The sequence below is a fragment of the Stenotrophomonas sp. 109824_Sma genome (genome assembly GCF_056480025.1).
Genome location: NZ_CM151078.1, coordinates 2,957,587 through 2,984,212 on the forward strand (window position 1 = coordinate 2,957,587; position 26,626 = coordinate 2,984,212).

At 65.6% G+C, this 26,626-nt stretch carries 27 protein-coding genes; 14 read left to right on the top strand and 13 right to left on the bottom strand.

The annotated features are described in order from the left end of the window. From virB11 to ACZK1G_RS14090, 7 genes are all read right to left on the bottom strand, one after another. The gene (gene virB11 / locus ACZK1G_RS14060) at positions 1-1,044 is read right to left on the bottom strand and encodes a P-type DNA transfer ATPase VirB11 (RefSeq protein WP_049444303.1); all 1,044 of its coding nucleotides are present in this window, start codon (positions 1,042-1,044) and stop codon (positions 1-3) included. A 14-nt stretch (positions 1,045-1,058) separates the two neighbouring features. Beyond that, the gene (locus ACZK1G_RS14065) at positions 1,059-2,312 is read right to left on the bottom strand and encodes a TrbI/VirB10 family protein (RefSeq protein ID WP_101765723.1); all 1,254 of its coding nucleotides are present in this window, start codon (positions 2,310-2,312) and stop codon (positions 1,059-1,061) included. Then, positions 2,309-3,088: a TrbG/VirB9 family P-type conjugative transfer protein gene (locus tag ACZK1G_RS14070; protein WP_101765724.1), complete on the bottom strand. Its 780-nt coding sequence runs from the start codon at positions 3,086-3,088 to the stop codon at positions 2,309-2,311. The genes ACZK1G_RS14065 and ACZK1G_RS14070 overlap by 4 nt, the downstream gene beginning before the upstream one ends. Then, positions 3,085-4,131 carry a VirB8 family type IV secretion system protein gene (locus ACZK1G_RS14075; protein WP_101765725.1) on the bottom strand — a complete coding sequence of 349 codons (1,047 nt, stop codon included), beginning with the start codon at positions 4,129-4,131 and terminating at the stop codon, positions 3,085-3,087. The genes ACZK1G_RS14070 and ACZK1G_RS14075 overlap by 4 nt, the downstream gene beginning before the upstream one ends. An 89-nt stretch (positions 4,132-4,220) precedes the next feature. Further along, positions 4,221-4,667, bottom strand: a complete 447-nt coding sequence (locus ACZK1G_RS14080; RefSeq protein WP_042358796.1) for a hypothetical protein — start codon at positions 4,665-4,667, stop codon at positions 4,221-4,223. A 431-nt stretch (positions 4,668-5,098) separates the two neighbouring features. Further along, complete coding sequence (locus tag ACZK1G_RS14085) at positions 5,099-6,778, bottom strand: type IV secretory system conjugative DNA transfer family protein (protein ID WP_101765726.1); 1,680 nt, start codon at positions 6,776-6,778, stop codon at positions 5,099-5,101. Between the two features lie 35 nt (positions 6,779-6,813). Next, a complete protein-coding gene (locus ACZK1G_RS14090) occupies positions 6,814-7,071 on the bottom strand; it encodes a hypothetical protein (RefSeq protein WP_049444463.1) in 258 nt (85 codons plus the stop codon). A gap of 221 nt (positions 7,072-7,292) precedes the next feature. On the opposite strand from ACZK1G_RS14090, the gene ACZK1G_RS14095 reads away from it, so the two are divergent. Continuing rightward, on the top strand, positions 7,293-8,504 hold the full coding sequence (locus tag ACZK1G_RS14095; protein WP_049444308.1) for an MFS transporter: 1,212 nt from the start codon (positions 7,293-7,295) through the stop codon (positions 8,502-8,504). 18 nt (positions 8,505-8,522) lie between these two features. On the opposite strand, the gene ACZK1G_RS14100 is transcribed toward ACZK1G_RS14095, so the two are convergent. Then, a complete protein-coding gene (locus tag ACZK1G_RS14100; RefSeq protein ID WP_049444310.1) occupies positions 8,523-9,002 on the bottom strand; it encodes a MerR family transcriptional regulator in 480 nt (159 codons plus the stop codon). Between the two features lie 89 nt (positions 9,003-9,091). Here ACZK1G_RS14100 and ACZK1G_RS14105 point away from each other — a divergent pair, with 89 nt between their 5' ends. The 4 genes from ACZK1G_RS14105 to ACZK1G_RS14120 all read left to right on the top strand — a co-directional run bounded on the left by ACZK1G_RS14105 (position 9,092) and on the right by ACZK1G_RS14120 (position 11,642). Next, on the top strand, positions 9,092-10,330 hold the full coding sequence (locus tag ACZK1G_RS14105) for an NADH:flavin oxidoreductase/NADH oxidase family protein (protein ID WP_101765727.1): 1,239 nt from the start codon (positions 9,092-9,094) through the stop codon (positions 10,328-10,330). Between the two features lie 92 nt (positions 10,331-10,422). After that, positions 10,423-10,899 carry a hypothetical protein gene (locus ACZK1G_RS14110; RefSeq protein ID WP_049444314.1) on the top strand — a complete coding sequence of 159 codons (477 nt, stop codon included), beginning with the start codon at positions 10,423-10,425 and terminating at the stop codon, positions 10,897-10,899. A gap of 103 nt (positions 10,900-11,002) precedes the next feature. Next, entirely contained in the window at positions 11,003-11,272 is a 270-nt protein-coding gene (locus ACZK1G_RS14115; RefSeq protein ID WP_014037661.1) for a hypothetical protein, read from the top strand. A gap of 124 nt (positions 11,273-11,396) precedes the next feature. Beyond that, a complete protein-coding gene (locus tag ACZK1G_RS14120) occupies positions 11,397-11,642 on the top strand; it encodes a hypothetical protein (protein WP_049444316.1) in 246 nt (81 codons plus the stop codon). A gap of 45 nt (positions 11,643-11,687) precedes the next feature. Here ACZK1G_RS14120 and ACZK1G_RS14125 read toward each other — a convergent pair whose 3' ends face one another. Continuing rightward, on the bottom strand, positions 11,688-13,217 hold the full coding sequence (locus tag ACZK1G_RS14125; protein ID WP_101765728.1) for an FAD-dependent monooxygenase: 1,530 nt from the start codon (positions 13,215-13,217) through the stop codon (positions 11,688-11,690). A gap of 82 nt (positions 13,218-13,299) precedes the next feature. On the opposite strand from ACZK1G_RS14125, the gene ACZK1G_RS14130 reads away from it, so the two are divergent. Continuing rightward, on the top strand, positions 13,300-13,944 hold the full coding sequence (locus ACZK1G_RS14130) for a TetR/AcrR family transcriptional regulator (protein ID WP_049444320.1): 645 nt from the start codon (positions 13,300-13,302) through the stop codon (positions 13,942-13,944). A 72-nt stretch (positions 13,945-14,016) separates the two neighbouring features. Next, positions 14,017-16,158, top strand: coding sequence for a TonB-dependent siderophore receptor (locus ACZK1G_RS14135; protein WP_478447600.1), 2,142 nt, complete (start codon positions 14,017-14,019; stop codon positions 16,156-16,158). 54 nt (positions 16,159-16,212) lie between these two features. Here the strand turns inward: ACZK1G_RS14135 and ACZK1G_RS14140 are convergent, their stop codons facing one another. Further along, positions 16,213-16,494, bottom strand: coding sequence for a hypothetical protein (locus tag ACZK1G_RS14140; RefSeq protein ID WP_049444324.1), 282 nt, complete (start codon positions 16,492-16,494; stop codon positions 16,213-16,215). Between the two features lie 214 nt (positions 16,495-16,708). On the opposite strand from ACZK1G_RS14140, the gene ACZK1G_RS14145 reads away from it, so the two are divergent. The 7 genes from ACZK1G_RS14145 to ACZK1G_RS14175 all read left to right on the top strand — a co-directional run bounded on the left by ACZK1G_RS14145 (position 16,709) and on the right by ACZK1G_RS14175 (position 23,656). After that, the gene (locus ACZK1G_RS14145; RefSeq protein WP_049444326.1) at positions 16,709-17,383 is read left to right on the top strand and encodes a response regulator transcription factor; all 675 of its coding nucleotides are present in this window, start codon (positions 16,709-16,711) and stop codon (positions 17,381-17,383) included. Beyond that, positions 17,383-18,732, top strand: coding sequence for a sensor histidine kinase (locus ACZK1G_RS14150; protein WP_049444328.1), 1,350 nt, complete (start codon positions 17,383-17,385; stop codon positions 18,730-18,732). The genes ACZK1G_RS14145 and ACZK1G_RS14150 overlap by 1 nt, the downstream gene beginning before the upstream one ends. Positions 18,733-19,024: 292 nt before the next feature. Next, a complete protein-coding gene (locus tag ACZK1G_RS14155; RefSeq protein ID WP_080347494.1) occupies positions 19,025-19,474 on the top strand; it encodes a hypothetical protein in 450 nt (149 codons plus the stop codon). Positions 19,475-19,609: 135 nt separating this feature from the next. Beyond that, positions 19,610-20,803: an efflux RND transporter periplasmic adaptor subunit gene (locus ACZK1G_RS14160; RefSeq protein WP_049444330.1), complete on the top strand. Its 1,194-nt coding sequence runs from the start codon at positions 19,610-19,612 to the stop codon at positions 20,801-20,803. Beyond that, on the top strand, positions 20,800-22,770 hold the full coding sequence (locus tag ACZK1G_RS14165) for a MacB family efflux pump subunit (RefSeq protein ID WP_424143891.1): 1,971 nt from the start codon (positions 20,800-20,802) through the stop codon (positions 22,768-22,770). The genes ACZK1G_RS14160 and ACZK1G_RS14165 overlap by 4 nt, the downstream gene beginning before the upstream one ends. Before the next feature lie 91 nt (positions 22,771-22,861). Beyond that, positions 22,862-23,248 carry a hypothetical protein gene (locus ACZK1G_RS14170; protein ID WP_049444334.1) on the top strand — a complete coding sequence of 129 codons (387 nt, stop codon included), beginning with the start codon at positions 22,862-22,864 and terminating at the stop codon, positions 23,246-23,248. 30 nt (positions 23,249-23,278) lie between these two features. After that, positions 23,279-23,656, top strand: coding sequence for an EF-hand domain-containing protein (locus tag ACZK1G_RS14175; RefSeq protein WP_049444336.1), 378 nt, complete (start codon positions 23,279-23,281; stop codon positions 23,654-23,656). Between the two features lie 130 nt (positions 23,657-23,786). Here the strand turns inward: ACZK1G_RS14175 and ACZK1G_RS14180 are convergent, their stop codons facing one another. The 3 genes from ACZK1G_RS14180 to ACZK1G_RS14190 form a co-directional block, all read right to left on the bottom strand. Next, positions 23,787-24,242, bottom strand: coding sequence for a hypothetical protein (locus ACZK1G_RS14180; protein ID WP_049444338.1), 456 nt, complete (start codon positions 24,240-24,242; stop codon positions 23,787-23,789). A gap of 96 nt (positions 24,243-24,338) precedes the next feature. After that, a complete protein-coding gene (locus tag ACZK1G_RS14185; protein ID WP_049444340.1) occupies positions 24,339-25,664 on the bottom strand; it encodes a Smlt3024 family type IV secretion system effector in 1,326 nt (441 codons plus the stop codon). 24 nt (positions 25,665-25,688) lie between these two features. Further along, positions 25,689-26,552 carry a Smlt3025 familytype IV secretion system inhibitor gene (locus tag ACZK1G_RS14190; protein ID WP_080347500.1) on the bottom strand — a complete coding sequence of 288 codons (864 nt, stop codon included), beginning with the start codon at positions 26,550-26,552 and terminating at the stop codon, positions 25,689-25,691. Positions 26,553-26,626 lie beyond the last annotated feature (74 nt).

Consider the following 26,626-nt stretch of genomic DNA (forward strand, 5'->3'; position numbering starts at 1 on the left):
TCAGCCCTCCTGCCCCTGGGCACGCCCAGGATTGAAGTCGATGCCGGTGATGTAGCGCGAACCGGCATGCGCCTTGATATGCACGACGATGTCGATGGTCATCATCAACAGTCGCTTGATCACGTTGAATTCGAGGCCCGAACCTTCGGTCGAGGCCTTCACCATCAATGCCAGCTGGTCCCAGGTCTGCTCCGGGCTGCCCGCGTGGCAACTGGTGATCGAACCCGGGTGGCCCGATGCGCAGTTGCGGATGAAGTAGAACGCTTCATCACCTCGCAGCTCTGCCAGGATGATGCGTTCGGGCTTCATGCGCAGGCACGCTTCCATGCAGCTCTTGGCGCTGACATTGCTGGTGCTTTGTCCACCCTTGGAATACAGCAGGTGCACGACATTGGGTTGGGTCAGAAACAGTTCGCGCGCGTCCTCGATCGTGACCAGGCGCTCGCTGTCCGGGATATGATTGACCAGCGCTTTCATGAAGGTGGTCTTGCCGCTACCGGTCGCACCGGATACCACGATGTTCTTGCGGTACATCACCGCACGCCGGAAGAACTCGGCGTACTCGCGCGAATGGCGCAGCTCCAGCAGTTCGCGATCCTGCTCGCTGATGCTGCCATCGCTTTCCAGGATCTGATTGAAGAAGCCGTCTTCGTGATACTGGCTGAGCGACTTGGTGTGCTTGGACGGCAGACGGATGGTGATCGACACCTTGCCAGCGTCACATGCGGGCGGAATCACGAACTGCGCACGCTGGCCGGTGGGGAACGTGAGCGACACGACCGGATCGGCATCGGTGATGCGCTGGCCGGTGTTGCTCTCGTTCACCACCGCCGTGCAGAACTGCCGGGCCCGCTCGAAGGTCAGGCTCGGCACGTCTACCCGCTGCCACCCCGCCCGGGTTTCCAGGTACAGCTCACCGGGACGATTGATGCAGATTTCCGTCACTTCCGGGGACGTCATGTACTCGGCGATGCCCAGCACTTCGTACTGATAGCGCAGGAAATCGCTGGAGACGAGGGCGAGGGGTGACACTTCGGCGTCCATGATCGTTCGTTGGGTTACCGGCGGGGGTGGAGCACGTTGGTGAAGTCGACGTCCTTGGCAACGTAGACGTTCACGATCGTGCCCTGGTTGATGGTGACGGTCGGCGGACGGCGGTTGCTGCTGAGTGCCTCGTTGGCCAGGCGCTCCATCGTGCGTGCGGTAGCACTCTCATAGGGCGACTGCACCGTCATGCCGTTGTTGGCGATGGTGGTCGTCTCCGGACCGTGTTCGGCGGCTGCGTACTTGAAGGCATCGGAAATCAGGCTGATCATCAGCGCCGAGGCGATACGACTGCCCCAGTGCGCGCTGTACTGGCCCGGATGACCGGCGCCACCCAGCTGATCCACGCCCGGGCTGGACATCGCAACGTCGATGCCATTGGGAGTGGTGATGCGATCCCAGATCACTTCCACGCGCTTGCCCATCGGACCGCCGCCGTAAGCGCCATAGATCTTGGAGCCCTTCGGCAGCAGCAGGTTGCGACCATTGATCGAGTACACCGGCTCGGTCAGCAGGCACGAGGTATAGCCGGCGAGATCGGTGATGATGCGGGTTTCCAGCACGCAACGCAGGTAGGTGCCACGCACCAGCAGCGCATCGGGGCTCTGGATGTAGGTGGCACTGGAGACGTCTTCCACGTCCGGCCCACGGCGGATCTTCTGCTGCCCCTGCTGGTTGGGCATCATGTTCGCAAGCAGCGCCTGGCGGGTCTGCTCGTCGATCGCACTGCGCTGCGGTTGCGCGCGATTGCCTGCCGCAAGCGCGGCATCATCCACGCCGGCCATCCGGCGCTCGACCAGCGTCGGCCCACGGGGTTCCATGGCTTCCGGCCGGGACGCGATGGGCACCAGCTTCGGACCTTCGTCCTGCGACATCGGCGGAAGCATCGGAATCGGTTCGGCGGCAGTCGGCGGCGCCTGCGGAGGCGGCGCAACGTCCGGCAGTGTCGGCGTGCTGGCACGTGCGACATCCGGCACCTTCTGCGCGGCGTCATCGCCCTCCTGGCCCTTGCGGAACAGCAGGAAGCCCATGGCCACCAGCAGCAGCACGATGCCACCGAGGAACATCAGCGCCTTGCGGTTCAGCCGCTGCTCTTCGGCCGAGCGCAGCTGCGGTGCGGCCGCATCCAGATCCGGCGCAGGCTCGGCCTGGGTCGTGCCGAAGTACGGGTTCGACTGCGCGTCCGGGGCACCCTGTGCGCCGTACGGGCTCTGGCTCTCGTCGCGTCCGTTGTTCGGGTCGTTTCCGGGAGTGTTCTGCTGGCTCATTTCTTCACGTTCCTTCGCAGGCCGACGACGAAGTCGCCGTGGCGGATGACCAGGTACGGGTGCGTCCCGTGCACGATCAGCGTATTGCCTTCAACCGTGGTGTTGACCACGAAGTCTTCACCGTATTCCGTTTCGCGACCGAACACCGCCGGGAAGATGCCGGTCTTGTACTCCGGCGAATTCGGCAGTTTCAGGTAGGTGAAACGACCATCGTCATAGGCGTTGACCGGGATCAGCCACCCCATCTTCTTCGCCTTGCTGGTCGAATAGGAGTAGTTGAAGTTGTACTGGCGGTCCTTGGCCAGTTCAGAGCTCAACAACGGCTTGGCCTCTTCCTCGACCGCCTCCTGGGCGACGCCGAACACGGTGTCGTTCGGATAGACGAAGGCGATCTTGTACTGCACGCCTGCACGACGGGCCTGTTCCAGCTGGCGCCAGTCGGTGGCCACCACTTTCAGCTCGAAGATGTAGGAATGGGTCTCGGTGCGCACCATCATGTTGGTGTCGACGTCGACGTTCTTCGGCTTGATGTAGAACACGTTCTCGCGGCGGGTCAGTTCCCAGCCGCTGCTGAAGCCGGTGCTGTAGTCGAGGATCTTCTCGTTCGGGCTCAACTCGATCTGGGTGGTCAGACCCAGGCCGGTGCGAACCGGATAGATACGGTCCTTCTCGTACTCGTAATGGTCAACCGCCTGCGCCATTGCCGCTGCTGAGAACAGCAACGACAACATCGACAGCAGCGCCAGTGCGCTTCCCCTGATATTTCGACTACTCATCGGTTGCTTGCTCCATCAGCAGTTCCGGTGGAATTGTTCTGCGCCGGCCTCATGGCCGGCTGTCCGGGCATGACCTGCCCCGGCATTGCTTGCCCCTGCACCGGCTGACCCGGCATGGGTTGCCCCTGTACGGGCTGACCCTGCATCGGCTGGCCCGGCACCTGGCCGTTGGCCGGAACCGCGACCGGCTGGCCGGTAGCCGGATCGATCATCGTGGCCGCGGCCGGATTGTTCGGATCGTAGACGCCCTGCGCCTGCTGCGCGGCCTGCTGCGCCTGCGCCTGCATGGCGCCGTCATCCGGCACTGGCACGCCACGCGAGTAGTCGTTGTCGACGCGGTACTCGGTGACCTGGAACGCCAGCGGGTTGAGGATGCGATCCTGTTCGGACAGCGCCAGGTTCTGGTTGTAGCCGAAGCGCATCGTCACCAGCTGGTTGTCCAGGTAGGTGGCGACGCCAGTGCGCTTGTCCAGCAGGCTGCGCTGGATGCGCACCGAAGCGCCGCGGAAGCTGCCGTTCGGCTCGGCGCCCAGCGGCGTGATGCTGAGGATCTTGACCCGGATGGCGCGCTCGCGGCCATACATCACGAACGGGTTCTGCGGGTTGTTGCCGGCATAGCGCACGCGCATGGACTGCGCCACCGGATCGGTGGACATCACGAACACCAGTTCCCAGTCGCGCAGGCCCATCACCGCCGAGTCGTACGATTCGCGCGCGAGCACGTACTGGGCGACATTGCTGCGATTGATCGCTTCGTTGGTGGTGATCGTCTCGCCCTGGAAGGTGCCACTCAGGCGCGCGACGGTCGCGGTGCCGGTGTAGGCATCGGCCATCACCAGGAACGGCACCTTCTCCTTCAGCGGCAGCATGTAGTAGTAGCCGCCCGCGAGGGCGAGCGACATCAGCAATGAGCCTGTGGCAACCCACCACGCACGTCGCTCGCTGCGGCGTGCCATGTCGGCCACGGTGATCTCGTAGCTGACCGCCTTGGCGACCGACTGCTCGACCTTGGGACTATTGCCGGGATCCTTCTTGCGGAACATGGATTCTTCCGTACTGCTGAAACATCAATGGGCGTGGCACCCCTGCGACAGGCGCGGGGAGCGGCACGTTCGATGATTTCGAGGTGGACTCAGGTGCCGCTGCTGGACTCAGCGCCCTGCGCCGACGCGGTCGGCGTCGAGCCTGCGCTCTGCACAACGATCTGGTTGCCAACGATGGAGACGGAGATGCCCTGCGCTGCATAGGCTGCGGTCAGATCGATCACGGCCTGCTGTGCATTGGTGGTGTCGATGTTCGAGACCGCGCCAAACAGGGTGAAGTCCGAGCTGAGGCGGTAGTCCAGCGTGCGTCCGGAATCCTTGGCCCAGCGCTCGAGCATGGCTTTGAGCGTGCCATCCATCGGCGAGGCCTGGTAGACGTAGCTGGAGTACAGCGGGATTTCGGTCGTTGCCGCAGCAAAGCGGTTGACCGGCTTCCAACGGCCTCCGAAATCGGGAGCGGACTTGGTGGCACAACCTGCCACCATCAGCGCCGCCACTGCGGCGATGGACATTTTTGCGATAAACGCCTGATTCATACGGGCTTCACTTTGACGTACGAAAAAGCAGTTCCGAGCGTTGGATCCCTGGTCGTCCGGCGCTGCATGGCGCACGCCGGAAACGGGGAGACGCGCTGGATTGCAGCACACCTGCCCCGGCTCCCCTGCAGCCTTGCGGCTGCCAACCAGGTTGCAGGCCGAGCGACGGACTTCAGCCGCCACGCACCTGCACACCCTTACCAACGTCGAAACCATCCTTGTTTCCATGGCACAAACTCCTGGCCACCCTACTGCTGAAACTTTGACACCCGGCACATATTTCCGGACCTCAAACATAGGGTCGCACAACCACGCGTCAATTCCATGTCAGGAAAACCTGAAAATCTATCTCTCCGTGCTATTTTTTTGACGAAGCTCACCAATTCACGTTACTGAATACGAATGAAGTTCACATTTTTACATCTGTGAATTCAGACTTTGAGCATCGGAACGTCCACCTTCGGCAGCAGTCTCGAAGTGAAGTAACGGTCCTTGTAGTACCGGATCTTGTCGCACTTCACCGGATGCGGTATGCCCTCGTACAGGAACACCTCCATGTCCGGCCCCATCGCCTTCAGCTCCTGCGGCAGCATCAGCGCGCGCCGTTCCTCGGTGAAGTTGTGGGTCTTCTCGCGGGCATGGGTGACGTTCTTCTTGCGCACCGTGGTGTAGCCCAGCATGTCCGAGTAGTCGTTGGCATCCTGCTGTTCGCGCGGCGCGTACAGGATCTGCAGGGCGTGGTTGGTGATGATCGTGCGCGAGACTTCCCGGCCGTAGGTGGCATCGAGCTGCGACATGCTCTGGATGATCGGCAGCAGGCGGATGTTATAGCCCGCCATGTAGGACACCGCCGAGGCGATGATCTCCACTTTGCCGATCGAGGTGAATTCGTCCATCAGCAGCAGGCACTGGTACTTCAGGTCCGGGTTGGACTTGGGCAGTTCCTTGGTGTTGAGGTTGATCAGCTGGCTGAAGAACAGGTTGATGATCAGCCGGCTCTCGGCCAGCTTGTTCGGCTGGATGCCGATATAGATGGTCATCTTCTTCTTGCGGACGTCGGTCAGCAGGAAGTCGTTGCAGCTGGTGGCCTTGTCCAGCACCGGATTGATCCAGGGGTTCAGCGGCTCCTTGAAGGTGCCCAGGATCGAGGCGAAGGTCTCATCGGCCTGCGACAGCATGTTGGCGAACGCCGAACGTGCGTTGGCACTGAGGAACGATCGCTCCGACAGGGTCTTGAGGTACTTCTTCAGTTCGGTGCCGTCACCAGAGGACAACCGGTACACCGCGCCCAGCGTGGGCGTGCCCGAGCCGCCCGGGAAGCCACTGCTGCGCTCGTCGTCCCAGTTCTCGAACAGGTACAGGGTGAAGGCCATGAACGCGTTGCGTGCCTGGCTGACCCAGAATTTCTGGTCCTCGGCCCCGTCCGGATACAGCATCGCAGCGATGCTCATCAGGTCCGAGACGCGGAAGGCCGGATCGTCGGAGACGTAGCTGAGCGGGTTCCAGCGGTGCGTGCGCCGATCCTCGGCGAAGGGATTGAACAGGTAGATCTCCTGGCCCTGGCTGGCGCGCCAGCCGCTGGTCAGGTCGAAGTTCTCCTGCTTGATGTCCAGCACCACCAGTGATTCGCCGTACTCCAGCAGGTTCGGGATGACCACGCCCACGCCCTTGCCCGAGCGGGTCGGCGCGGCCAGGATCACGAACTGCTGGCCATCGAGGCGCACCAGCTTGCCGCCATGGCTGCCGACCACGATGCTCTGGCCGGTCTTCTTGAACATGCCGTGCTTGGCCAGGTCGGCACCGGTGGCGAAGCGCGCGTCGCCGTGCAGCGAGCGCTTGTCCTTCTTCATCAGCAGCACCAGGCCGGTCACCAGCAGCACCAGCAGGGGCAGGCCGAAGCCCACGTAGCCTGCCCATTTGATCTTGCCCACGAAGGGCGCAACCTGCGGCTGGCCGATGGCGTGGACGTACTGGTAGTAGGTGTTCCAGGTGAACAGCTGGGTGTCCAGCCCCAGGAACAGCAGGGTCAGGTAACCGGAAAACACGAAACCAAGCAGCAGGGTCGCCAGCGTGATGATGGCGATGAGCAGATACTTCTTACTGGGCAACACCCGAATCCTCCATGATGCGCACGCGGCGCGACGGCCTAGCGGTGGCGCCAGCGCGACGCCTTCTTCCGCAGGTGGTTCTCATTCTCCAGCCCGGGCTCCTCGCCCTCCTCACGCACCAGTTGCAACAAGCGTTGGCGCGCTTCGGCCAGTGATATCAGGTCGGTCAGACGATCCCCATCGTCGGCGACGACCGCATGGCCGACCACATCGCCCGGAGCGTACACCGGCGCGTAGGACACCGCTACCAGCTGATAGCGCCCGCGCGACTCCAGCACGTGCCTGAACTCCTGCATCGATCCGCCTCCTTGTTTGAGCAACGCCACAGTCCCCTGCACCGCCATCATGCCCGCTGGCATGTCGTCTGCACATGCACACCGGCGGCACGGATCGGCGGCCCCTCCCGCAGCGGAGGCGGCATTACCACCGATCAAACACTGATTTACCCCCAGCGTGGCTGCCCCTGCTGCGGTGCAGCAGTACAATGGCCGGCTCCCCGCCCCCATCGCGCCCCCGCATGAGCCCCAACTCTTCCCTGGCTGCGCGGCTGACGCCCCGTCAGCGCACCCTGATCATCCTCGCCCTGTCGCTAGGTGGCTTCGCCATCGGTACCAGCGAGTTCGCCAGCATGGGCCTGATGCTGGAGATCAGCCGTGGCCTGTCGATCTCCGAAACCCAGGTCGGCCATCTGATCAGCGCCTACGCCATCGGCGTGGTGGTCGGCGCCCCGATCCTCGCCTTCGTCGGCGCCAGCTTCCCACGCCGCAAGCTGCTGCTGGCGCTGATGGGCTTCTATGCCATTGGCAACCTGGCCAGCGCGCTGGCACCGAACTACGGCACGATGCTGGTGGCGCGCTTCGTTGCCGGCCTGCCGCATGGCGCCTACTTCGGCGTGGCGATGCTGGTGGCCGCGGCGATCAGTCCCGCCGGCCAGCGCGGCCAGGCGATGTCGCGCGTGCTGCTGGGCCTGTCGATCGCGATCCTGGTCGGCAACCCGCTGACCACCTGGCTGGGCCAGCAGCTGAGCTGGCGCACCGCCTTTGCCCTGGTCAGCGTGCTGGCCATCGCCACCGTGGCGATGATCGCGCGCTTCCTGCTGCCGGACCCGGATGAAGTGCGTACCTCGCCGATGCGCGAGCTGCGCGCCTTCAACACCACCCAGGTGTGGCTGGCGCTGGCGATCGGTGCGGTCGGTTTCGCCGGCATGTTCTGTGTGTTCACCTACCTGGCACCGACCCTGGTGCAGGTCACCGGCGTGGCCGAATCGTGGATGCCGCTGGCGGTGGGCGTGTTCGGCATCGGCGCGATCATCGGCAACATCGCCGGTGGCTGGCTGGTGGACAAGTTCCACTTCAAGGCCGCCGCCGTGGTGCTGCTGTGGTCGATCGTGATGTTGCTGCTGTATCCGCTGGCCGCGCAGTCGGTGTGGACCATCGGCCCGATGATCATCACCGTCGGCACCATGGGCGCGCTGGCGGCGGTGCTGCAGACCCGCCTGATGGACGTGGCCGGTGAAGCGCAGACGCTGGCAGCGGCCTCCAACCACGCCGCGTTCAATACCGCCAATGCGCTCGGCCCGTGGCTGGGCGGCATGGCGATCAGCGCCGGCTTCAGCCCGGCCAGTACCGGCTATGTCGGCGCAGCCACCGCGATCGGCGGCCTGCTGCTGTGGTGCGTGGCAGTGACGCTGGACAAGAAGCGCAAGACTGCCGTCGCCGGCAGCCACTGAAGAAACCGCGCCGGGTCGTCAGCCGCTGCCCAAGCGGCGGCGGCGATCCGGACGCAGCAACGCGGTATCGCCGGCCGCCAGGGTCGGCCGCGCCAGCTCGCCGCGCTTCACGCGGTCCAGCACCCGCCGCGAATTGGCTGCACAGTCGATGCCGTCCGGCCGTGCCTGGATGTCCTCGATCAGGGCCAGCAGGTGCGCCCGGCTCTCTGCCAACCGCAGCTGCAATGCCTCGATGTCGGCCACCTTCTGCTGCAGCATCGTGATCAACGCATCGTGCTGCCACTGGCCCATGTCCGGCGGCAGCAGGGCGCGGATCTCTTCCAGGCTGAAGCCTGCACGCTGCGCGCCCGTGATCAGCTCCAGCAGCAGCACCGCCTGTTCCGGGTAGTCACGGTAGCCATTGGCCTGGCGCTGCACCACCAGCAGCCCCGCGTCTTCATAGAAGCGGATGCGCGACGCCGCGAGGCCCGTGAGGCGGGCCAGCTCACCGATCTTCATCTGTATGAATCTTCGACATCGGAGCCTGTTGACCTTCAATCAAACTTGAAGGTTAGCGTAGCGCCATTCCCCTGTCCTGGAGCTGTCCGATGTCGCTGTTCTCGCCCCTGGCACTGCCCTCCGGTGCCGTCATCCGCAACCGCATCGCCAAGGCGGCGATGGAGGAAAACATGGCCGACGCCGACCACGCGCCTTCCGCTGCGCTGCTGCAGCTGTCCCAGCGTTGGGCCGATGGCGGCGCAGGGCTGATCATCACCGGCAACGTGATGGTGGATGGCCGTGCCATGACCGGGCCCGGCGGCGTGGTGCTGGAAGATGATCGCCACCTCGACCGTTTCATCGCCTGGGCAGAAACGGTGCGCTCGCGGGGCGCGCAGATGTGGATGCAGATCAACCATCCCGGGCGGCAGATGCCGGCCGCGCTCGGCCAACCCGCACTCGCGCCGTCAGCCGTCGCCCTGGAGATGGGCGCGCTGTCCAGGCAGTTCGCACCGCCGCGGGCGATGACCGAGGCGGACATCGAAGAGGTGATCGCCCGCTTCATCCGCAGCGCCGAGCTGGCCGAGCGCGCCGGCTTCAGTGGCGTGGAGATCCATGCCGCACACGGCTACCTGCTCAGCCAGTTCCTGTCGCCCCTGTCGAACCGCCGCGACGACCGCTGGGGTGGCAGCCTGCACAACCGTGCGCGCCTGCTGCGGGAGATCGTGCAGGGCGTGCGCGCCACCGTGTCACCCACGTTTGCGGTGGCCGTGAAGCTCAACTCCGCCGACTTCCAGCGCGGCGGCTTCTCGCCCGAGGATGCGCGCGAAGTGGTGGAAATGCTGGCGCCCCTCGGCGTGGACCTGGTCGAGCTGTCCGGTGGAAGCTACGAAGCGCCGGCCATGACCGGTGCCGCGCGTGACCAACGCAGCCTGGCCCGCGAGGCCTACTTCCTGGAGTTCGCGCGTGAGATCGCCACGGTGGCGACGATGCCGCTGATGGTCACCGGCGGTATCCGCCGTCGCGCCGTGGCCGAGCAGGTACGGGACAGCGGTGTGGCCATGGTCGGCATCGCCACCGCGCTGGCGATCGAGCCGGATCTGCCGCAACACTGGCAGCAGGGACGCGATCCGGTGCCGACACTGCGCACCATCGACTGGCGCAGCAAGCCGTTGGCCGCCAGCGCACACATGGCAGCGGTGAAGTACCAGCTGGGGCGGCTGAGCCGGCGCCGCCCCACCGCGCCGGGTGTCTCACCGGTGTGGGCGCTGCTGTTGGCACAGGCTGCTGGCAAATGCCGGACCCGCCGCTACCGGCGCTGGATCGGTGCACGCGCAGGCGGATACTGAGCGGGCAGGCTTCTCATCGCTGAAGCGATGCTCCACCATCTGCATGATTGGCGGCAGCCCGTCGCCGGTCGCAACAGGCAGAAGGAACCCTCGTGGCAGCAGGACCAACCAGGAACCGCGAAAAGCTGCTCGATGACCTGCTTTCGCTGGGCCGCAACTGGGCGCTGGCCATCGCCATCGCAGGCGCCGGGGCCGCGGTCCATTACAGCGAGTCGGTATACGAAGCAGGAATGTGGCGCGGCCTGCTGCCCACGCTCTGCTTCCTGGTCGCCATCGTCTGGATCGTGCTCAGCATCATCCGCTTCGACCTGACCATCCAGCAGCACTTCGAGCGGAAACTGTCGCGCTGGCTCAGCCGCCTGCTGTATGTCGTGCTGCTTGGCACCGGCATCACCGCCGTGTTCTTCGTCACCGAACTGGCGGAGAACAACCACATCGCGCGGATGTGCGACTCGGTGGCCAACGAACCCGGCAGCCGCATCCACAGGTCGGCCGAATGCCAGCGCCTGTACCAGCATCGCGCAGCGTACCGGCAGCGTCTGGAATCGGCCGAGGGTGAGTTCGACTGAACGGGCTTCATCGCGGTCTTCGCGCGCGATGAACACATTTCGTGGATGTGCATTTCGGCACAGTGCAGCCGACGCCGCGCTCTCGGCCCGCACCGGACCCGCAATGCACCACCACCACGCACCTGCCCGCCATGATGCCATCGCCCTGCAGGCCGGCATGCTGGGCAGCGTGTTGGGCGTGGCGTTGTTCAAGGCCATCGCATTGTCTGCGTTGGCAGCCGGTTCGATGATGGGCATCGGGCTATGGATGGCAGCCTGCGCGCTGCTGGCGGCGTGGGCGCTCGCAGCCTATCTGGCCTGCCTAGCACTGAGCCGACGCGTGTTCGTGCTGATGTTGGTGCTGTGCACGGTACTGATGATCTGCATTGCCTGAACTGGCAAGGGCCGGACTATCGCGTAACTGTTACAAAATAACAAGTGCAGTTGGTCCGATTGTGCGTGCCCGGTGTCGCGGATTTGAATTCCATGGCCATCCCGGCATCACCCGAGACCACCCCATGGACCTGCAGCTCCCGCTCCGCGCCACCCTCATTGCCATCGCCCTGGCGTCGCTCAGCGCCTGCGCCACCTATGACGACAGCAACATGCATCAGGCCTGTCAGGAGTCGCCCCAGCTGAAGGACCTGCCACGCGAGGTCGCTGCCCGCGAGAGCCGCTGCAACAAGGGCATGGAAGTGTGGTCGAGCGAGCGCAAGGGCAGTGACAAGCCGATCGACCTGAGCGGCAAGAAGAAGGATCTGTAACCGGGATCGGCGCAGCCGGCGTCGGCTGCGCCGCTGTCACCCGGGTCAACCCGCGGCCGCCGGACCGAACCATCGCTGCAGGGCTTCACGCAGCCCGGCCTCGGTGTCACCGGCATTGCAGGCCCAGGCGACGATGCCATCCGGGCGCACCAGCATTGCAGCCAGGCCCAACGGACTGTCTTCGGCCGCCATTACGCTGGCAACGCACCGTCGCCAGCCTTCGGTGACGGCACCCGAGGAAGCGGCCGGGCCGAACTGCAGCAACACGCCCTGCCCCGTCCGCAGTGCTTCACCCACGCGACGACCATCGGCCAGCCGGACGTCGGGCGTGCTGCGCCCGACCAGTGGATGGATGCCGCCCAGGTCCACCTGCTGCACAACGCCCCAGACCCGCTCGGCCAGATACGTGGCGCCGTCAGGGGTGTCGGCCAGTTCGGCGATCACCGCCGCCAATGCGCGCGAGCCGGCGCCCGGCCGCATCAACGCAACCTGTGCACGCGACCAGTCCAGCACTTTCGCACCGATCGGGTGCCGCTCGGCCGTGTAGCTGTCAAGCAGTCCATCATCGGCGGTACCGCGCACCACCGCCGCCAGTTTCCAGCCAAGATTCATCGCATCGCCGATGCCAAGATTGAGTCCCTGGCCGCCCAGCGGCGAGTGCACATGCGCCGCATCCCCGGCCAGCATCACGCGGCCGATGCGATAGGTCTCCGCCTGACGCGCGCCATCGGTCCAGGTGCTCGACAGCTGCAGCGCGGTGATCGCTACGTCGCGACCAGAGACGCGCCGCAACAGCGCCTGTGCGGCCTCCTGGTCGAGTGGCGTGCGATGGCCCGCGCCACCGTCGAAGTCGGCCAGTGCCACCACGCCCGGTGGATTGAAATTGCACATGCCTTGATCGGTGTATTGCCGACCTGGCGTCAGCATCGTCGGATCGTCCAGCTCGACCAACAACGAGTGCCCGGTGAATTCAGGGGCAGTGCCGACGAAGCTGAAACCGCACTGCTTGCGCACGGTGCTGCGGCCGCCGTCGCAGCCCACCAGCCAGCGTCCTCGAACCGTTGCTCCCGCAGTCTCGACGGCCACCTCCATTTCACCGGGGTGGACCGCCTGTACCGCACAGCCGCGCTCGATGCGCACACCCAGTGCGATCGCACGCTCGACCAACACGGCTTCCAGCGCCTGCAGTTCCACCGCCATCTGGATGGGCACCGGCGTCGGCAGGCGATGGCGCCAGCGTGCACTGTCCACGTTGTCCAGGGCGAAAGGAATGCCGGCGAAGTGACCGCCCGGCGGTCGCGGTTGCGCCAGCCAATGGGCGGTGCCCGGCGGCGGTGCGCCCTTGTCCGGCTTCAGCACCTGGAGCGAGGCCACCGCGTCCAGCAGGCCGCGTCGATCCAGTGCCTCCAGGGTGGGCGCGTTCAAGCCGCGCAGGCCAAAGGGCAGGCGCTTCAACGGTGTCTCGGGAGATGCTGCCTGCTCCAGCACCATGACCGAACAGCCGGCCTGGGCCAGCTCGCAGGACAGGAACAGACCCACCGGGCCGGCCCCGGCAATGACGACGTCGTACAGCATGAGGATTCCCTGTGAGCACCGGGTCGGCACTCTGGCGACACCAATGTTACACTCGGTGTAAGTTTCCACAAGTGAACCACCCATGACCCCGCCACCGGGCCGCCGCGAGCAGCGCAAGACCGAGACCCGACAGACCATTTCGGACGTCGCCACCGAGCTGATCATCCGTCGTGGCTTCGAGTCGGTGTCCATGTCCGAGATCGCCGATGCAGCCGGGGTCTCGCGCAAAACGGTCTTCAATTACTTCGCCAGCAAGGAAGACCTGGTGTTCGACCGCGATGAGGAGGCCCGCACCCTGCTCCGCGAGGGCATGACGGCGCGCCGCGGCATGACCCCGCTGGCCGCGTTTCAATCGCTGGTACGGGAGCTGCTCGCCAGCGGCCATCCCCTGCTGCGGATCAATGCCGGTGCGGCGGCCTTCTGGTCAACGGTGGCCGACAGCCCTGTGCTGGTGGCGCACGCGCGACGGCTGCAGGCGCAACTGGCCGACGACCTGGCGCAGCTGATGGCAGACGCCGTCGGCCGACCGGCGCACGACGCGGAGGCACGCCTGGGCGCAGCCATGCTGCTCGCGTCGATGGTGGCCGCCTATGAGAAAGGGCTGGCCAGCCAGCGGCAGGGCGACGATCCACGCGAGGCCATGCTGCAGCTGATCCTGCGGGGTGGCACCGGTGTGCTGGTGGCTTTGGCGGGAACCCCCTATACCGACCCGGGCCTGCGTCCATAGCGCATTCGGGGGATAGGTCACGAAGTATTACAAATGGTAATCTTTCTCATTTGCAGCCGACCGTGACCGCTCATGCCCCTTCCTCCCCCTCTGAAGCCCGCGCTCTGCTTGGCGCTGTCCCTTTCCCTGGCTCCGCCTGCACTGTCTTCCGAGGCCCCCGCTGACGCCCCGAAGGATCTGGACAAGGTCGAAGTCCGCGGCCGCGCGCAGACCCTGTACCGCGCCAGCGATGCGGCCGTCGGCACCCGCACCGATACCCCGCTGGAACTGGTACCGCAGTCGATCCAGGTCGTGCCGCGCGAGCTGATCGACGACCAGGCTGCGCGCCAGGTCACCGATCTGTACCGCAGCATCAGCGGCATCAGTTTCTTCAGCTATGCCGGCGTCACCCTGCGCGGTTTCCGCCAGGAGAACGTGCTGTACGACGGTCTGCGCGGTGATCCCTATGCAGGCTTCTCGGTGCCACAGCTGTTCAACATCGAACGCGTGGAAGTGCTGAAGGGGCCAGCCGGTGCGCTGTATGGCGGTGGTGATGCCGGCGGTGTCATCAACTACGTGACACGCAAACCCAAGGCCACCGCCGAACGCCGCATCGAGTTCCAGGTGGGCGACAAGGACTTCCGCGCCGGATCGATCGAAGGCATCGGCCCCGTGAATGCCACCGGCAGCATTCGCTATCGCGCCGGCCTGTATGCCGACGGCGAGCAGGGCCTGCGCTGGAATGCCGACAGCGAAAGCGTGATCGGCGATGCATCGCTGGCCTTCGACGTTGGCCAGACCGGCGAACTGGTGCTGCAGTTCACCGACATCACCCAGAACCTGGGCGGCAACCGCCTGCGCGGCGTGCCGGTGAACGACGCCGGCAGCTTCCTGACCGACCGCCGCTGGAACCACAACGAAGCCAGTGATTTCCTCGACATGCGCGCCAGGGTGGCGCTGGCGCAGTACCGCTTCGCACCGCGCGACAACCTGGACGTGGACATTGCCGCGCGCTGGTTCAGCAACAACGAGCACCAGATGTACCACGAGCCGATGGGGCTGATTGATCGTGACCGTGACGGCGTGGCCGAGTGGATGACGCGCCAGCTGCGCAACCAGATCAGTGACAACGAGGCCTTCACCGCCAGCGGCAATGCCATATGGCGGATCAACACCGGCCGTATCGAACACAAGGTGCTGTTCGGTGCCGACGTGTATCAGCTCGACGCCGAATTCACCGCGCAGACCGCCAACAGCGCCGACCTGGCACGCGGCGCCGGCCCGGTGCGCGGCATCGATCTGTTCAACCCGATCTATGGCGCAAGCACCTGGCACGACTACAACCTGGCGACGCTGCCCTGGCGCAGCACCTCCACCCGCAGCAAGCGCTACGGCGGCTATCTGCAGGATGAGCTGGCACTGGGCACGCGCTGGCACGTGCTGGCCGGACTGCGCTGGGACGGCTTCAAGGATGAGGACCGCATGGGTGGCAGCAGCGTGGACGGCAACGATCTCAGCTGGCGCCTGGGCACCACCTTTACCGTGCGGGACGGCCTGAACCTGTATGCCAACGTCGCCAGCGGTTTCGTGCCGCAGAGTGCCGCCAACCAGAACCCCGCGGCCGGTGGACCGTTCGATGCCGAGCGCAGCAGGCAGTGGGAAGTCGGCATGAAATCCCTGCTGGCCGACCGCGTGACCTTGAACATGGCGGCCTACCGCATCGACCGAAGCAACATCGTGCAGGCCACCGGTGAAGTACGGAACGGCGTGAACCAGCTGGCCGCGCTGGGCCTGGTACGCAGTACGGGCATGGAACTGGACCTGCTGGCCGACGTCACCGAGCGCTGGGTGGTGAACCTGACCTACGCCTACAACGACGCACGGGTGAAGGATGCTGGACCGAATGGCATCACCAATGCCTCCGGCGACCGCTTCGCAAATGCGCCACGCAACAAGCTCGGCCTGTGGACGCGCTACGACCTGCCATCGATCAACTCTGCCATCGGCTTCGGCGCCGATCATGTCGGCGAGCGTGTCAGCCTGGATGGGCAGGCGGTGAAGGCCTATACCGTGTTCGACATGAGCTGGAAAACCACGTGGAAGCAGTGGCAGTTCCAGGCCAACGTCAAGAACCTGTTCGACAAGGTATATGCGGCCAGCGGCTTCATCGAACGCAACGGGCATTTCCCGGGTGAGCCGCGGCGGGTGTATGTGCAGGCAGCCTACAGCTTCTGACGCTGCGCGGCAGAGCGCGCCAAGGGGAGGTGCAACCCACCTCCCCTGCCCGCGTCAGTGTGAGCAGGACACCAGCATCGAGCGGGTGGCCATCTGGGTGGAGGTGAACCCGTTTTTGTTGCCCACGGCGATGGCATTGCCGTCGTCGCCATCCTTGCTGAAGACCACATAGCCGCTTGGGCACATCTGCCCGGCCTTCTCGTAGCAGCCACTCCAGGAGCTGGAGCCGCTGCAGTCGATGGAAACGCCACGGCGTCCATCGGGGGTGACGGTCATCTTGGCGGTGGTGCAGCCACTCAGCGCGGCAACGAACAACAGCGGGACGAACAACTTCATGGGCACTCCAGGGGTTGGGGATAAGCGGACGAGCGCCAAGGCTGGAGTGCCCGGATTGCGCGAACCTTGCGCCGGGTGGTCCGCGCCGCAGCGGTGTTGCGGCGTCACCGGCAGGGCTCGAAGGCACGCCATGTTCACGCAATGTTCCTGTAATACGGTGCCGGCGCGTGCAGACGCCCCTCCCCTGAGCCCCCTTCCCGCCCGATTCCCGCCGATGCACATCCTGCTGATCGAAGACGAAGCCGAACTGGCCGCCACCTTGAAGTCTGCCCTGCAGCGCGAGCGCTACGTGGTGGATCTGGCCAGCACCGTGGCCCTGGCCCGCGAGGCTGCTCTCTCCGGATCGCACGACCTGGTGCTGCTGGACCGCACCCTGCCCGATGGTGACGGTCTGGGGCTCATTCCCGTGCTGCGCGGACGCAATCCCGGAGTGCCGATCATAGTGCTCAGCGCGCTGGGGCAGTTGCCGGACCGCATCGCCGGCCTGGATGAAGGCGCCGACGACTACCTGGCCAAGCCCTTCGCGCTGGAAGAACTGTTCGCGCGGATCCGCGCGGCCGGGCGCCGTCCGAGCGGCATGCAGGTGGAGCCGGTGAGCATCGGCCGGCTGCTGTTCGACCCCACCTCGGGCGAGGCCAGCGTGGGCGGACAGCGGCTGGAGCTTCCGCGCCGCGAGATCCGAGTGTTGGCGGCCCTCGCCCGCCGGCTGGGCCGCACCGTGCTGCGCGAATCCATCGAGATGGCGGTGTACGGCTTCGACGACGGCATCCATTCCAATACGCTGGACTCGCATGTCTCACGCCTGCGGCGCAAGCTGGCCGACGCCGATGCGGGAGTGGAAATCCATGCCATCCGGGGTGTCGGCTATCTGATGCGGGAAACGAAGTAATGGCGCGTCGTCCCTCACTGAAGCGCCCGCTGATCGTCAAAACGCTGATCTACCAGCTGCTCGCACTGCTGGTGGCGTTCTTCGCATTGCTGATGGTGCTGGTGCGTGTCGACAGCGGCGGCTACTACACCATCCAGACCTTCGCCCCGGTGGCGGCAGAGGCCGTTCACCGCGATAGCAAGGGCGAACTGTATGTGCAACACACGCCGGAGCTGGCCGAACTGCTGAAGATCGTCCCCGACGCGTGGTTCATCGCCGAAGATGAGCAGGGCCACCATGTGACGTTCGGCCACGTTCCACCCGCCTACGCGTCGCTGGTCGGCGCCCTCGACGGCATTCCCTATGGCGACCTGCGCGGACGCGGCCGCAACGATGGCCTGGCCGTGGTGATACGCCAGCACAGCGGCCCGGCCGGCAAGCTGACCATCATGGCGCATGGCGAAACCGATTCGCTGACCTGGCAGATGGCGCTGGCCGCGCACATCATCACCCTGCCGATCTTCCTGCTGCTGGGCCTGGCCACCATCATCCTGACCCCTATCATCGTGCGCCGCGCCCTGGCCGGCGTGGAACGCATCGCGCAGGAAGCCCGCAACATCTCTGCCAGCCGTCGCGGCATCCGCCTGACAGAGACCGCCGTACCGGTAGAGATCGCCCCCCTGGTGACCGCAGTGAACGAAGCGCTGGACCGCCTGGACGAAGGGCACGAACGGCAGCGCCGTTTCATCGCCGCCGCCGCCCACGAGCTGCGTACGCCCATCGCCATCCTGCGGGTGAAGATCGATGCCACCGACGATTCCACCTCGCGCAGCCTGACCGTGGAAGTCGCTCGGCTGGCAACGCTGGCCGAGCAGCTGCTGGACCTGCACCGCATGGAAGCAGAGGGGCCGAAGGACTCCCTCAACCTGGCCCGCGTGGCCAAGCGGGTCGTCGCCGATCTGGCCCCCCTGCTGATCCAGTCCGACAAGACAGTCGCCGTGGCGGTGGAACCGAACTTCCCGGTGCTGGGCGAGTCCGGCGCCATCGAACGGGTGCTCTCCAACCTGGTGCTGAATGCTGCCGAGCACGGTGGACGCCACATCATCGTGCGCGTACAGGGCAGCTGCCTTGAGGTGGAAGACGACGGCCCCGGCATTCCGGTCGACCAGCGCGAACGCGTGTTCGAACCCTTCCAGCGCCTGCGCCCCCGGCAGACCGGCGCCGGATTGGGCTTGAACCTGGTGCGGCAGGTGATCGACCGTCACGGCGGCCACGTCACGATTCTGGATGCACCTGGCGGCGGCGCCCTGATCCGCGTCGAGTTCCCCCTGCATCCAGGCGTCACCAGCACGTCGGCGCCGGCGAACTGAGCACATCCCTTCCCCGTGGATGACTACCGGCTGTCCACGCACAGCGATCGCGATTGATGCGCAAGGTTGCGGCAATGTTCGCTGCCCAGCATCCAGGTGAGCAGCACCGCTGAAGGTGCTGCGTCCGGATCTGACAGGAAGCCTGCATGTGACACAGGGAGCTTCTCCACCGCCCTCTTCCACACCCACCCCGCCTCCACGGAATGCGCCCAGCCTGACCGCCGCAGCGTGGAACTGTCGGGCGCATGCAGGCCGCGCGCGTGGGCTGGAACACTGGCCGCACTGGCTGCGGATGATTCCCGAACGCGAGCGGGCAGGCGTGCTGATCCGCCTGTTCGCCGCGCTGTTCCTGCTGCTCCCAGGCCTTGCGCTGGTGGCTTCCGCGTATCGGCACGCGCACGCAACGGCCACCGCCGTGGTGGTGTTCGTCGCCGTGCACGCCGCGCTGCACATGCTGGCAGTGTGGCGGGGGGCTGCACCACGCCCCGTTCCCCCGCTGCTGCGGTCCCTCGATACACATGCAGCCGCCGTGATGCTTGCTGCAACGTTGATGATCATCGCGATCATCGCCGCCACCGCAACGCTGCCCGTTGCGATCTGCGCCGTGCTGCTTGTCGGCGCGTTGTGCCAGCTTTCGACCCTGCCCACGGCAGCGCAACGCCTCCGCCACGTGCTGTTGGCGCTCGGCAGCATGCTCCAGTTCATCGCGATGGCACTGCTCACGCAGGGCGCCGCCTACTGAAACGCCCGCACCTCCGCAAGGTTCACGCAATCTGGCGCACTGAGACTCGACGGCCATCCACGCCTGCCCTGCCGGCGTGCACTCCCATCTGTCGCGAGGACTCACGATGCCCTGTCTTTCCTGGATGCTGTGCCGATGAGCACCGCACCGCGCCACCGCCGCCGCGTGCTGATCATTGCGGCCGCAACCCTCTGCACCCTGTTGGCGCTCTTCGCGTGGCTCCGGCCTGCACCACCACCGCAACTGCAGTTGGCACCGGTCACCCGCGGCAACATCGAACAGATCGTGGAAGCCACCGGAACACTGAAGCCCTCGCGACTGGTGAGCGTGGGCGCGCAGGTCTCCGGCCGCATCGAAACCCTGCATGTGAAGTTGGGGGACAAGGTAAAGGCGGGCGATCCGATTGCCGATATCGATTCGCGCACCCAGCGCAACGCGTTGTTGAGTGCGCAGGCGGCACATCGCACCGCGCGCGCCAACCGCGATGCGCTGGCCACCGACCTCCGCCAGTACCAGCTGACCCTGCAACGCCAGCAGGCGCTGGTTTCAAGGCAACTGGTCGCGCGCGCAGACTACGATGCGGCCAAGGCCAAGGTCGATGCCACCCGTGAACAGATCGCCGCGCTCGATGGCGAGGTGGTGCAGCGGCAGACCGATGTGGATGTGGCGCAGACCAACCTGGGCTACACCCGCATCACCGCGCCCACCGACGGCACCGTGCTGGCCGTGGTCGCTCGCCAGGGCCAGACCGTCAACGCGGTACAGAGTGCACCGACCATCGTGATGCTCGGCAACCAGGACGTGATGACCGTCTACGCCGAGATCTCCGAGGCCGACGTGGTCCACACCGCACTGGGACAGGAGGCGTTCTTCACCATCCTGGGTGACAGTGACCGACGTTACAGCAGCACGCTGCGCGACATCGCACCGGCACCCGAGTCGATCACCAACGAAGACACCTCCGGCTTCGCGCCCGGCAGCGCTTCGGCGGGCGCCAGCCGTACGGCCATGTACTACAACGGCCAGTTCGACGTGGACAACGCCGATGGCCGCCTGCGCAGCTACATGACGGCGCAGGTACGCATCGTGCTGGGGCGTGCCAGGGGCGTGCTGACCATTCCCTCGGCCGCGCTGGGTGCGCGTGCCGCCGACGGTAGCTACAGCGTGCAGGTGCGCGGCGCGGACGGCCACCCTGCCCCGCGACGCATCACCACCGGGCTGGACGACCAGATCAACGTGGAAGTACGCAGTGGCCTGCAGGAAGGCGAACAGGTGGTACTGGCCCAGACCGGCGATGCCGTCGCCGCCGCAGCCGCCGCACAGCCATGATGGACACAGAGAAGGACACGCCGCTGCTGCGTGTGCGCGGCATCCGTCGCGAATTCGCAGCGGGCGAACAGACCCTGGTCGTGCTCGATGGCATCGACCTGGATATCCGCGCCGGTGAGCTGGTGGCCATCGTCGGCCAATCCGGCTCGGGCAAATCCACCCTGATGAACATTCTGGGCTGCCTGGACAGGCCCTCGTCCGGCGCGTATCAGATCGCCGGTCGCGAGACCGCGCAGATGTCGCCGGACGAGCTGGCCGAGCTGCGCCGCGAGCACTTCGGGTTCATCTTCCAGCGCTACCACCTGCTGACCGACCTGACCGCGCTGGGCAACGTGGAAGTGCCGGCCATCTACGCCGGCCAACCCAGCGCCGAGCGCCATGCCCGCGCCCAAGCCCTGCTCCAGCGATTGGGCCTGGGCGAACGCATGCTGCATCTGCCCGGCGAGCTGTCCGGCGGGCAGCAGCAGCGCGTGTCGATCGCGCGCGCGCTGATGAACGGCGGTGCGGTGATCTTCGCCGATGAGCCCACCGGCGCGCTGGACACCCAGTCCGGCAAGGAGGTGATGAAGATCCTGGGCGAACTGCACGCCGAAGGCCATACGGTGGTGCTGGTCACCCATGACATGGCCGTGGCCGAGCATGCGCAGCGCATCATCGAGATCCGCGATGGACGCATCGTCGACGATCGCCCCACCGCTGCCGCGACTGGCCTCGCCAGCAGCATCGCAGCCACCCTGCAGCCGCGCAGTGAAGGCACCGGCTGGCAGGCCCTGCGCGACCGCTTCAGCGAAGCCTTCCGCATGGCCCTGCGCGCGATGAACGCGCACCGCATGCGCACCTTCCTGACCATGCTCGGCATCATCATCGGCATTGCCTCGGTGGTCTCGGTGGTCGCACTGGGTACCGGCGCGCGCCAGGCCATCCTGTCCAACATCGCTTCGCTGGGCACCACCACCATCGAGGTCTATCCGGGCTCCGGCTTCGGCGATGTGCACGCTGCACAAGTCGAGACCTTGACGCCCGGCGACAGCGCGGCGCTGGCCGGGCAACCGTTCGTGGACAGCGCCACGCCCGGCGTCGCCAGCAGCGGCACTGCGCAGCGTGGCAACCGCTCGGCCAACGTGCAGATGCAGGGCGTGAGTGAGCAGTACTTCCGCGTGCATGGCCTGAAGCTGGGGCAAGGCCGCTTCTTTGGCCAGCCCGCCGTCGCCGGCTACCAGCAGGTGGTGGTGATCGATGCCAACACGCGTGCACGGTTCTTCGCCGCGCAAGAAGACCCGATCGGCCAGACCCTGCTGCTGGGCAATGTCCCGGTGCGGGTGGTGGGCGTGGTGAAGAAGGAAGCCGGCGCCGTCGGCGATGCCTCGCTGCTGCAGGTCTGGGTGCCCTACACCACCGCCATGGCGCGCATGCTGGGGCAGAGCCATGTGTCCAGCATCACCGTGCGGGTGTCCGACACCGTGGGCATGCAGGCCGCGGAGGCCGCCATCCGCCGGCTGCTGGAGCGACGCCACGGGCGCCAGGACTTCTACATGAGCAACAACGCGCAGATCCGCACGTCGATCGAGCAGACCACCCGCATCCTGACGCTGATGATCAGTTCCATTGCCGCCATCGCGCTGGTGGTAGGCGGCATCGGGGTGATGAACATCATGCTGGTGTCGGTGACCGAGCGCACCCGCGAGATCGGTGTGCGCATGGCCGTGGGCGCGCGCCGCAGTGACATCCTGCAGCAGTTCCTGATCGAGTCGGTACTGGTCTGCCTGCTCGGTGGCGTGCTCGGCATCGGCGTGGCGCTGGCGCTGGGAGCAGTGCTGGCACTGGCCGACATCGGCTTCTCGCTGGTGTTCTCGACAACCTCGATCCTGGCCGCGTTCGCCTGCAGCAGCCTGATCGGCATCGGCTTTGGTTTCCTGCCGGCGCGCCGTGCGGCGCAGCTGGACCCGGTGGAGGCGCTGGTGCGCTGAACGAGAGGTGGCCAGCGCAGACGACTACAGGTTCGCGCAATGTCCGAGCGCTGTACTGGCACGACCGACACAGCCGCACAGGAGCGGAACGATGTTTCAGAAGACAGGACGTACAGCGTTGCTGCTGGGTGCCGCACTGCAACTGCTGGTGCTGCTGCCCTACGCGGGCCAGGCTCACGCACAGTACCGCGATGGTTACCGCTCCGGCTGGGACCAGGGCTACCAGGTCCGCCAGCGCGAAGACTGGGAGCGCCGCGAGCGCGAGCGTGAGCGCGACCGGCGCGACGATGCCAAGGCCAAGCGCGTGGTGGTGGGCGTGGTCGGCGCAGCGGTGGTGGCTGGCGTGATCGCCGCCGCGGCCAAGCGCGAGCGCGAGACCCGCGAGCGCGCCGACTACTGCATGAACCGCTACGGCAACTACGACCGCCGCAACGACACCTACCGCGGTTCGGATGGCTACAGCCATCCCTGCCGCTGACCTGCCCTGCATCCCGAAGGAACCGACCGCATGAACAAGACGCTACTCATCATCGCCCTGTGCGCCGCACCGCTGATCGGCCACGCCGCCAGCGACGACCCGAAACAGGCCTATATCGACTCCAGCTTCGCCGTCATGGACAGCAACGGCGATGGCCACATCGACAAGGCCGAGTACGCGAAGTACCAGCAAGCACGCTTCAACAGGCAGGCAGATTCCATCGACGCCGCGTTCAAGGAAATGGATGCCGACAAAGACGGGAAGATCAGCAGGAAGGAAGCCGCAGTGGTGCCGGAAATCGCGAAGTATTTCGCGGGGCTGGATACTGATGGCGATGGCTATCTGTCGCTGAAGGAGATGCAGCAGGCCATGGTGGCCGCACAGACCGCGGATGCCCCGGCGAAGTAGCCCCCCGGTACCGGATGCCACGTCGCATCGCTTTGGCAGGTGCCCCCCCCCTGGTGGGCACGGCTCCGTCACCGCGCGCGAGGACCAGGATGCCCACCAAGGTGGGCATCTACCCGCCAGCGCGCGGCGCTCAACGCACCTTGTACAGCACCGCCGCACCCGGGCGCGGCTCGAACGCCGGAACCGTCTGCTGGGAGAGGGCCGTGCCCTTGGCATCCCACACCAGCGTTTCCACCGGGTACTCATCCTTGCGGGTCATCTGGTCGATCTTGGCGACAACCACCGTCGCAGCCGCTGGCACCTCCGGATTCCAGCCAAATACACCCACGCGGCCGTAGAACACTGCGGGTGCAGAGGCATCCAGACGGCGGTCCGGGCACATCACCAGGCCACGGTCGAGCATGACGCGCAGCGCGCCCACCGGTACCTTCTTCACCGTAGGCGCCGTGCGCTCGGTGCTGTGGCCTGGGCAGACGTTGGCGGCGCGGGTGACCATGTCTTCGGCCACCTGCCGGTCGGATTGGGCGAAGGCCAGGGCCGGGGCCAGGCAGAGGCCCAGCAGGACAAGCGGGGACGTCCGGGTCATTGCAGGTTCCTGTGAGGGATGCCAAGCGAACTTAGCAATGCCCGCGCACCGAGTTGCAAAGACCGCGTGAGGCAGGGGCTACGGCAAGCCCGGACCCTAGCCCATGCGCATGGCCGGGGTGTCGCGTGCCTGCACATCGATTTCCTGCTGATGGCGCTGCGCATGTGCCTGTTCACGATCCGCACCGACGGCCTGCAGCGCCTGCAGTGACTGCTCGACTGGTGTCTGCACTGCCCGGTCCGTGGGCATGGAGGCCCGCAGATGCGCCGGATCATTCAACTCGCCCTGCACCACGAACACGTTGCGGCCGGCCGGGTGATCGGCGGTCTGCGCGCTCAGCAGCACATGGTCGGCACGTTCGAGCTGGTTGCGGCGCGCCAATGCCATGACGCTCGCCACGAGGCGCTCGCTGTTCTCATCATGGGTTCGCCCAGCACTCGCATCGATCGCGGCCACGCCTTCGCGCACCTGCTGCATCAATGCGTACTCACGATGGCCGGGACCAATGTCGGCCAGACGGATCGGTGCCTGTGCGGGATCCGGCACGGCGTCCACCGCTGCGGTAAGCGGGCTGCGGGTAATGGTCCGGTACGGGTCGTCCGGGTGGAACTGGGTCCGCTTCTCCTGCCGCTCCAGACGAACCTCGCGGGCGTCGTTGAGTTCGGCGATACGGGCGGGATCGGTGATCTCGCGCAGCGACATGTGGCCGCCGCCTGCACTGACGCTGACCCACTTCCTGTCCGCTTCGAAGTACATCGCGTAGTAGCTGTTGCCACCGATGACGTTCGGATCGACCGCCGAGCGGCCCTCCAGTGCCTGGGTGGCTTCCAGCACGCTCAACCGGGTCAGGTACTGCCCGCCCTTCGCCCATCCCATCTGGCTGATGGCATCGACGCTGGTGTTGCCTACGCGCGGGCCCCCGGCGTAGTCATTGTTGAGCATGTTGGTCCAGATCTGCTCCAGCTTCTCGGGGCCGCTCTTGTCCGAGGCGGCTTGCAGGAGCACTCGAGGAGTCCAGCAATTGGGGTCCAGTCTGTGCTGCTCGAAAGCGCGGTCATGAGCGAGCATGACGTCAGCACCAGGCAGATTCAGCGCGAGATCCGCACGTCCGTTTCCCATCCACGCCTGTCGAAGCTCCAGATCTTCCCGCAGCAGTGTCCGGCCGAATGCCTCCCACTGGCGCTCGCTCAGCTCAGCATTTGGAAAGCGCGAACCTTCGTCATTCTGAGATCTGGCATGGCTTTGCGCGTAGGCATTGGCCACGCGTCCAGGCAAACTGTCATTACGTACCACACCTAGTGCCAGCGTACCGTAGCCGTCCGAACCCGGCAGTTGCGACAGGTAGTTCCAGTACAGCTCACGATTACCGGCATCCGCATAATCGATGAGGATTCTGATGTCCTTCTGGGTCAGGCCGCTCATTGCTTTCTCCTTGAGCCTCGTCGTTTAGCGTGTCCGTGCTGCAGCAAGAACATCGCGAACAGCATCTTCCATGCGCTTCCAGTCCTTCAAGAAAGCTCTCTTGTAATGCAGGGAGATGGATAGGCTGTCAGAGATATCGACAAAGTAGTGAACGCATCCGGCAGCCACAGGATCGTCCAGATCAATGACCTCATCATGCGTCAGGCGCACTCCGTCCCCCAGGAACGTTGCGCTATCGCACTTGATGAAGCTTGTCAGCCCCCCGGCACCGTCCCGTGCAACATACCAGTCGCGCTCGAATGCCGGATTGCGGACAGGCGGCTTCCCATACCGGGCCTCATACTTCTTCGCGTACACCACCATCTTCCCTTCATCGATTGCATAGGGCGTCAGGCCCAAGGTCTCCGGCTGTGCGACGCGTTGATCGAGACGGTCCCTGGGATCCTCCCTTTCCACAGAGCCCTCCTCCGTGATGGCTTCATTTGAGGAAAGCCTTGAAAGCGAAGTCTCAATTGGAATGCGATCGATGTAGTTGATACGGACAGCAATCTCCTTGCGGAAATCATTCGTACGCGGATTCGCCCGGGCACCCGGGGCCGTCGGCGTCATGTCCGGCCACTCGATGACCAGCGTCACGCCCTCACCGGGCCACGGTGCGATCTGGCTGTCCAGATAGTTGGCCGGGATGCGGAAGGTGTTCGGCCCCAGCTTCACGTCCACGGGGGCATCGGTATAGGTGTGACCGTTGATCGTGCGGCCGGTCTGGGTTGCGCCGGACATGGCGGGATTCCTTTCGTGTTCGGTGGACGGTGGCCGTGCGCACGCGCCGGCACTCACTGCAACGGCAAGTGCGAGCGTCAGGCAACGGCCGGGGGACATCACGCGCATGGGCATTCCATTGCAGGGTTCCGGCGCCACTATAGGCAACTGGGCGTCAACGGAACAGGAACCGCATCGCAGCC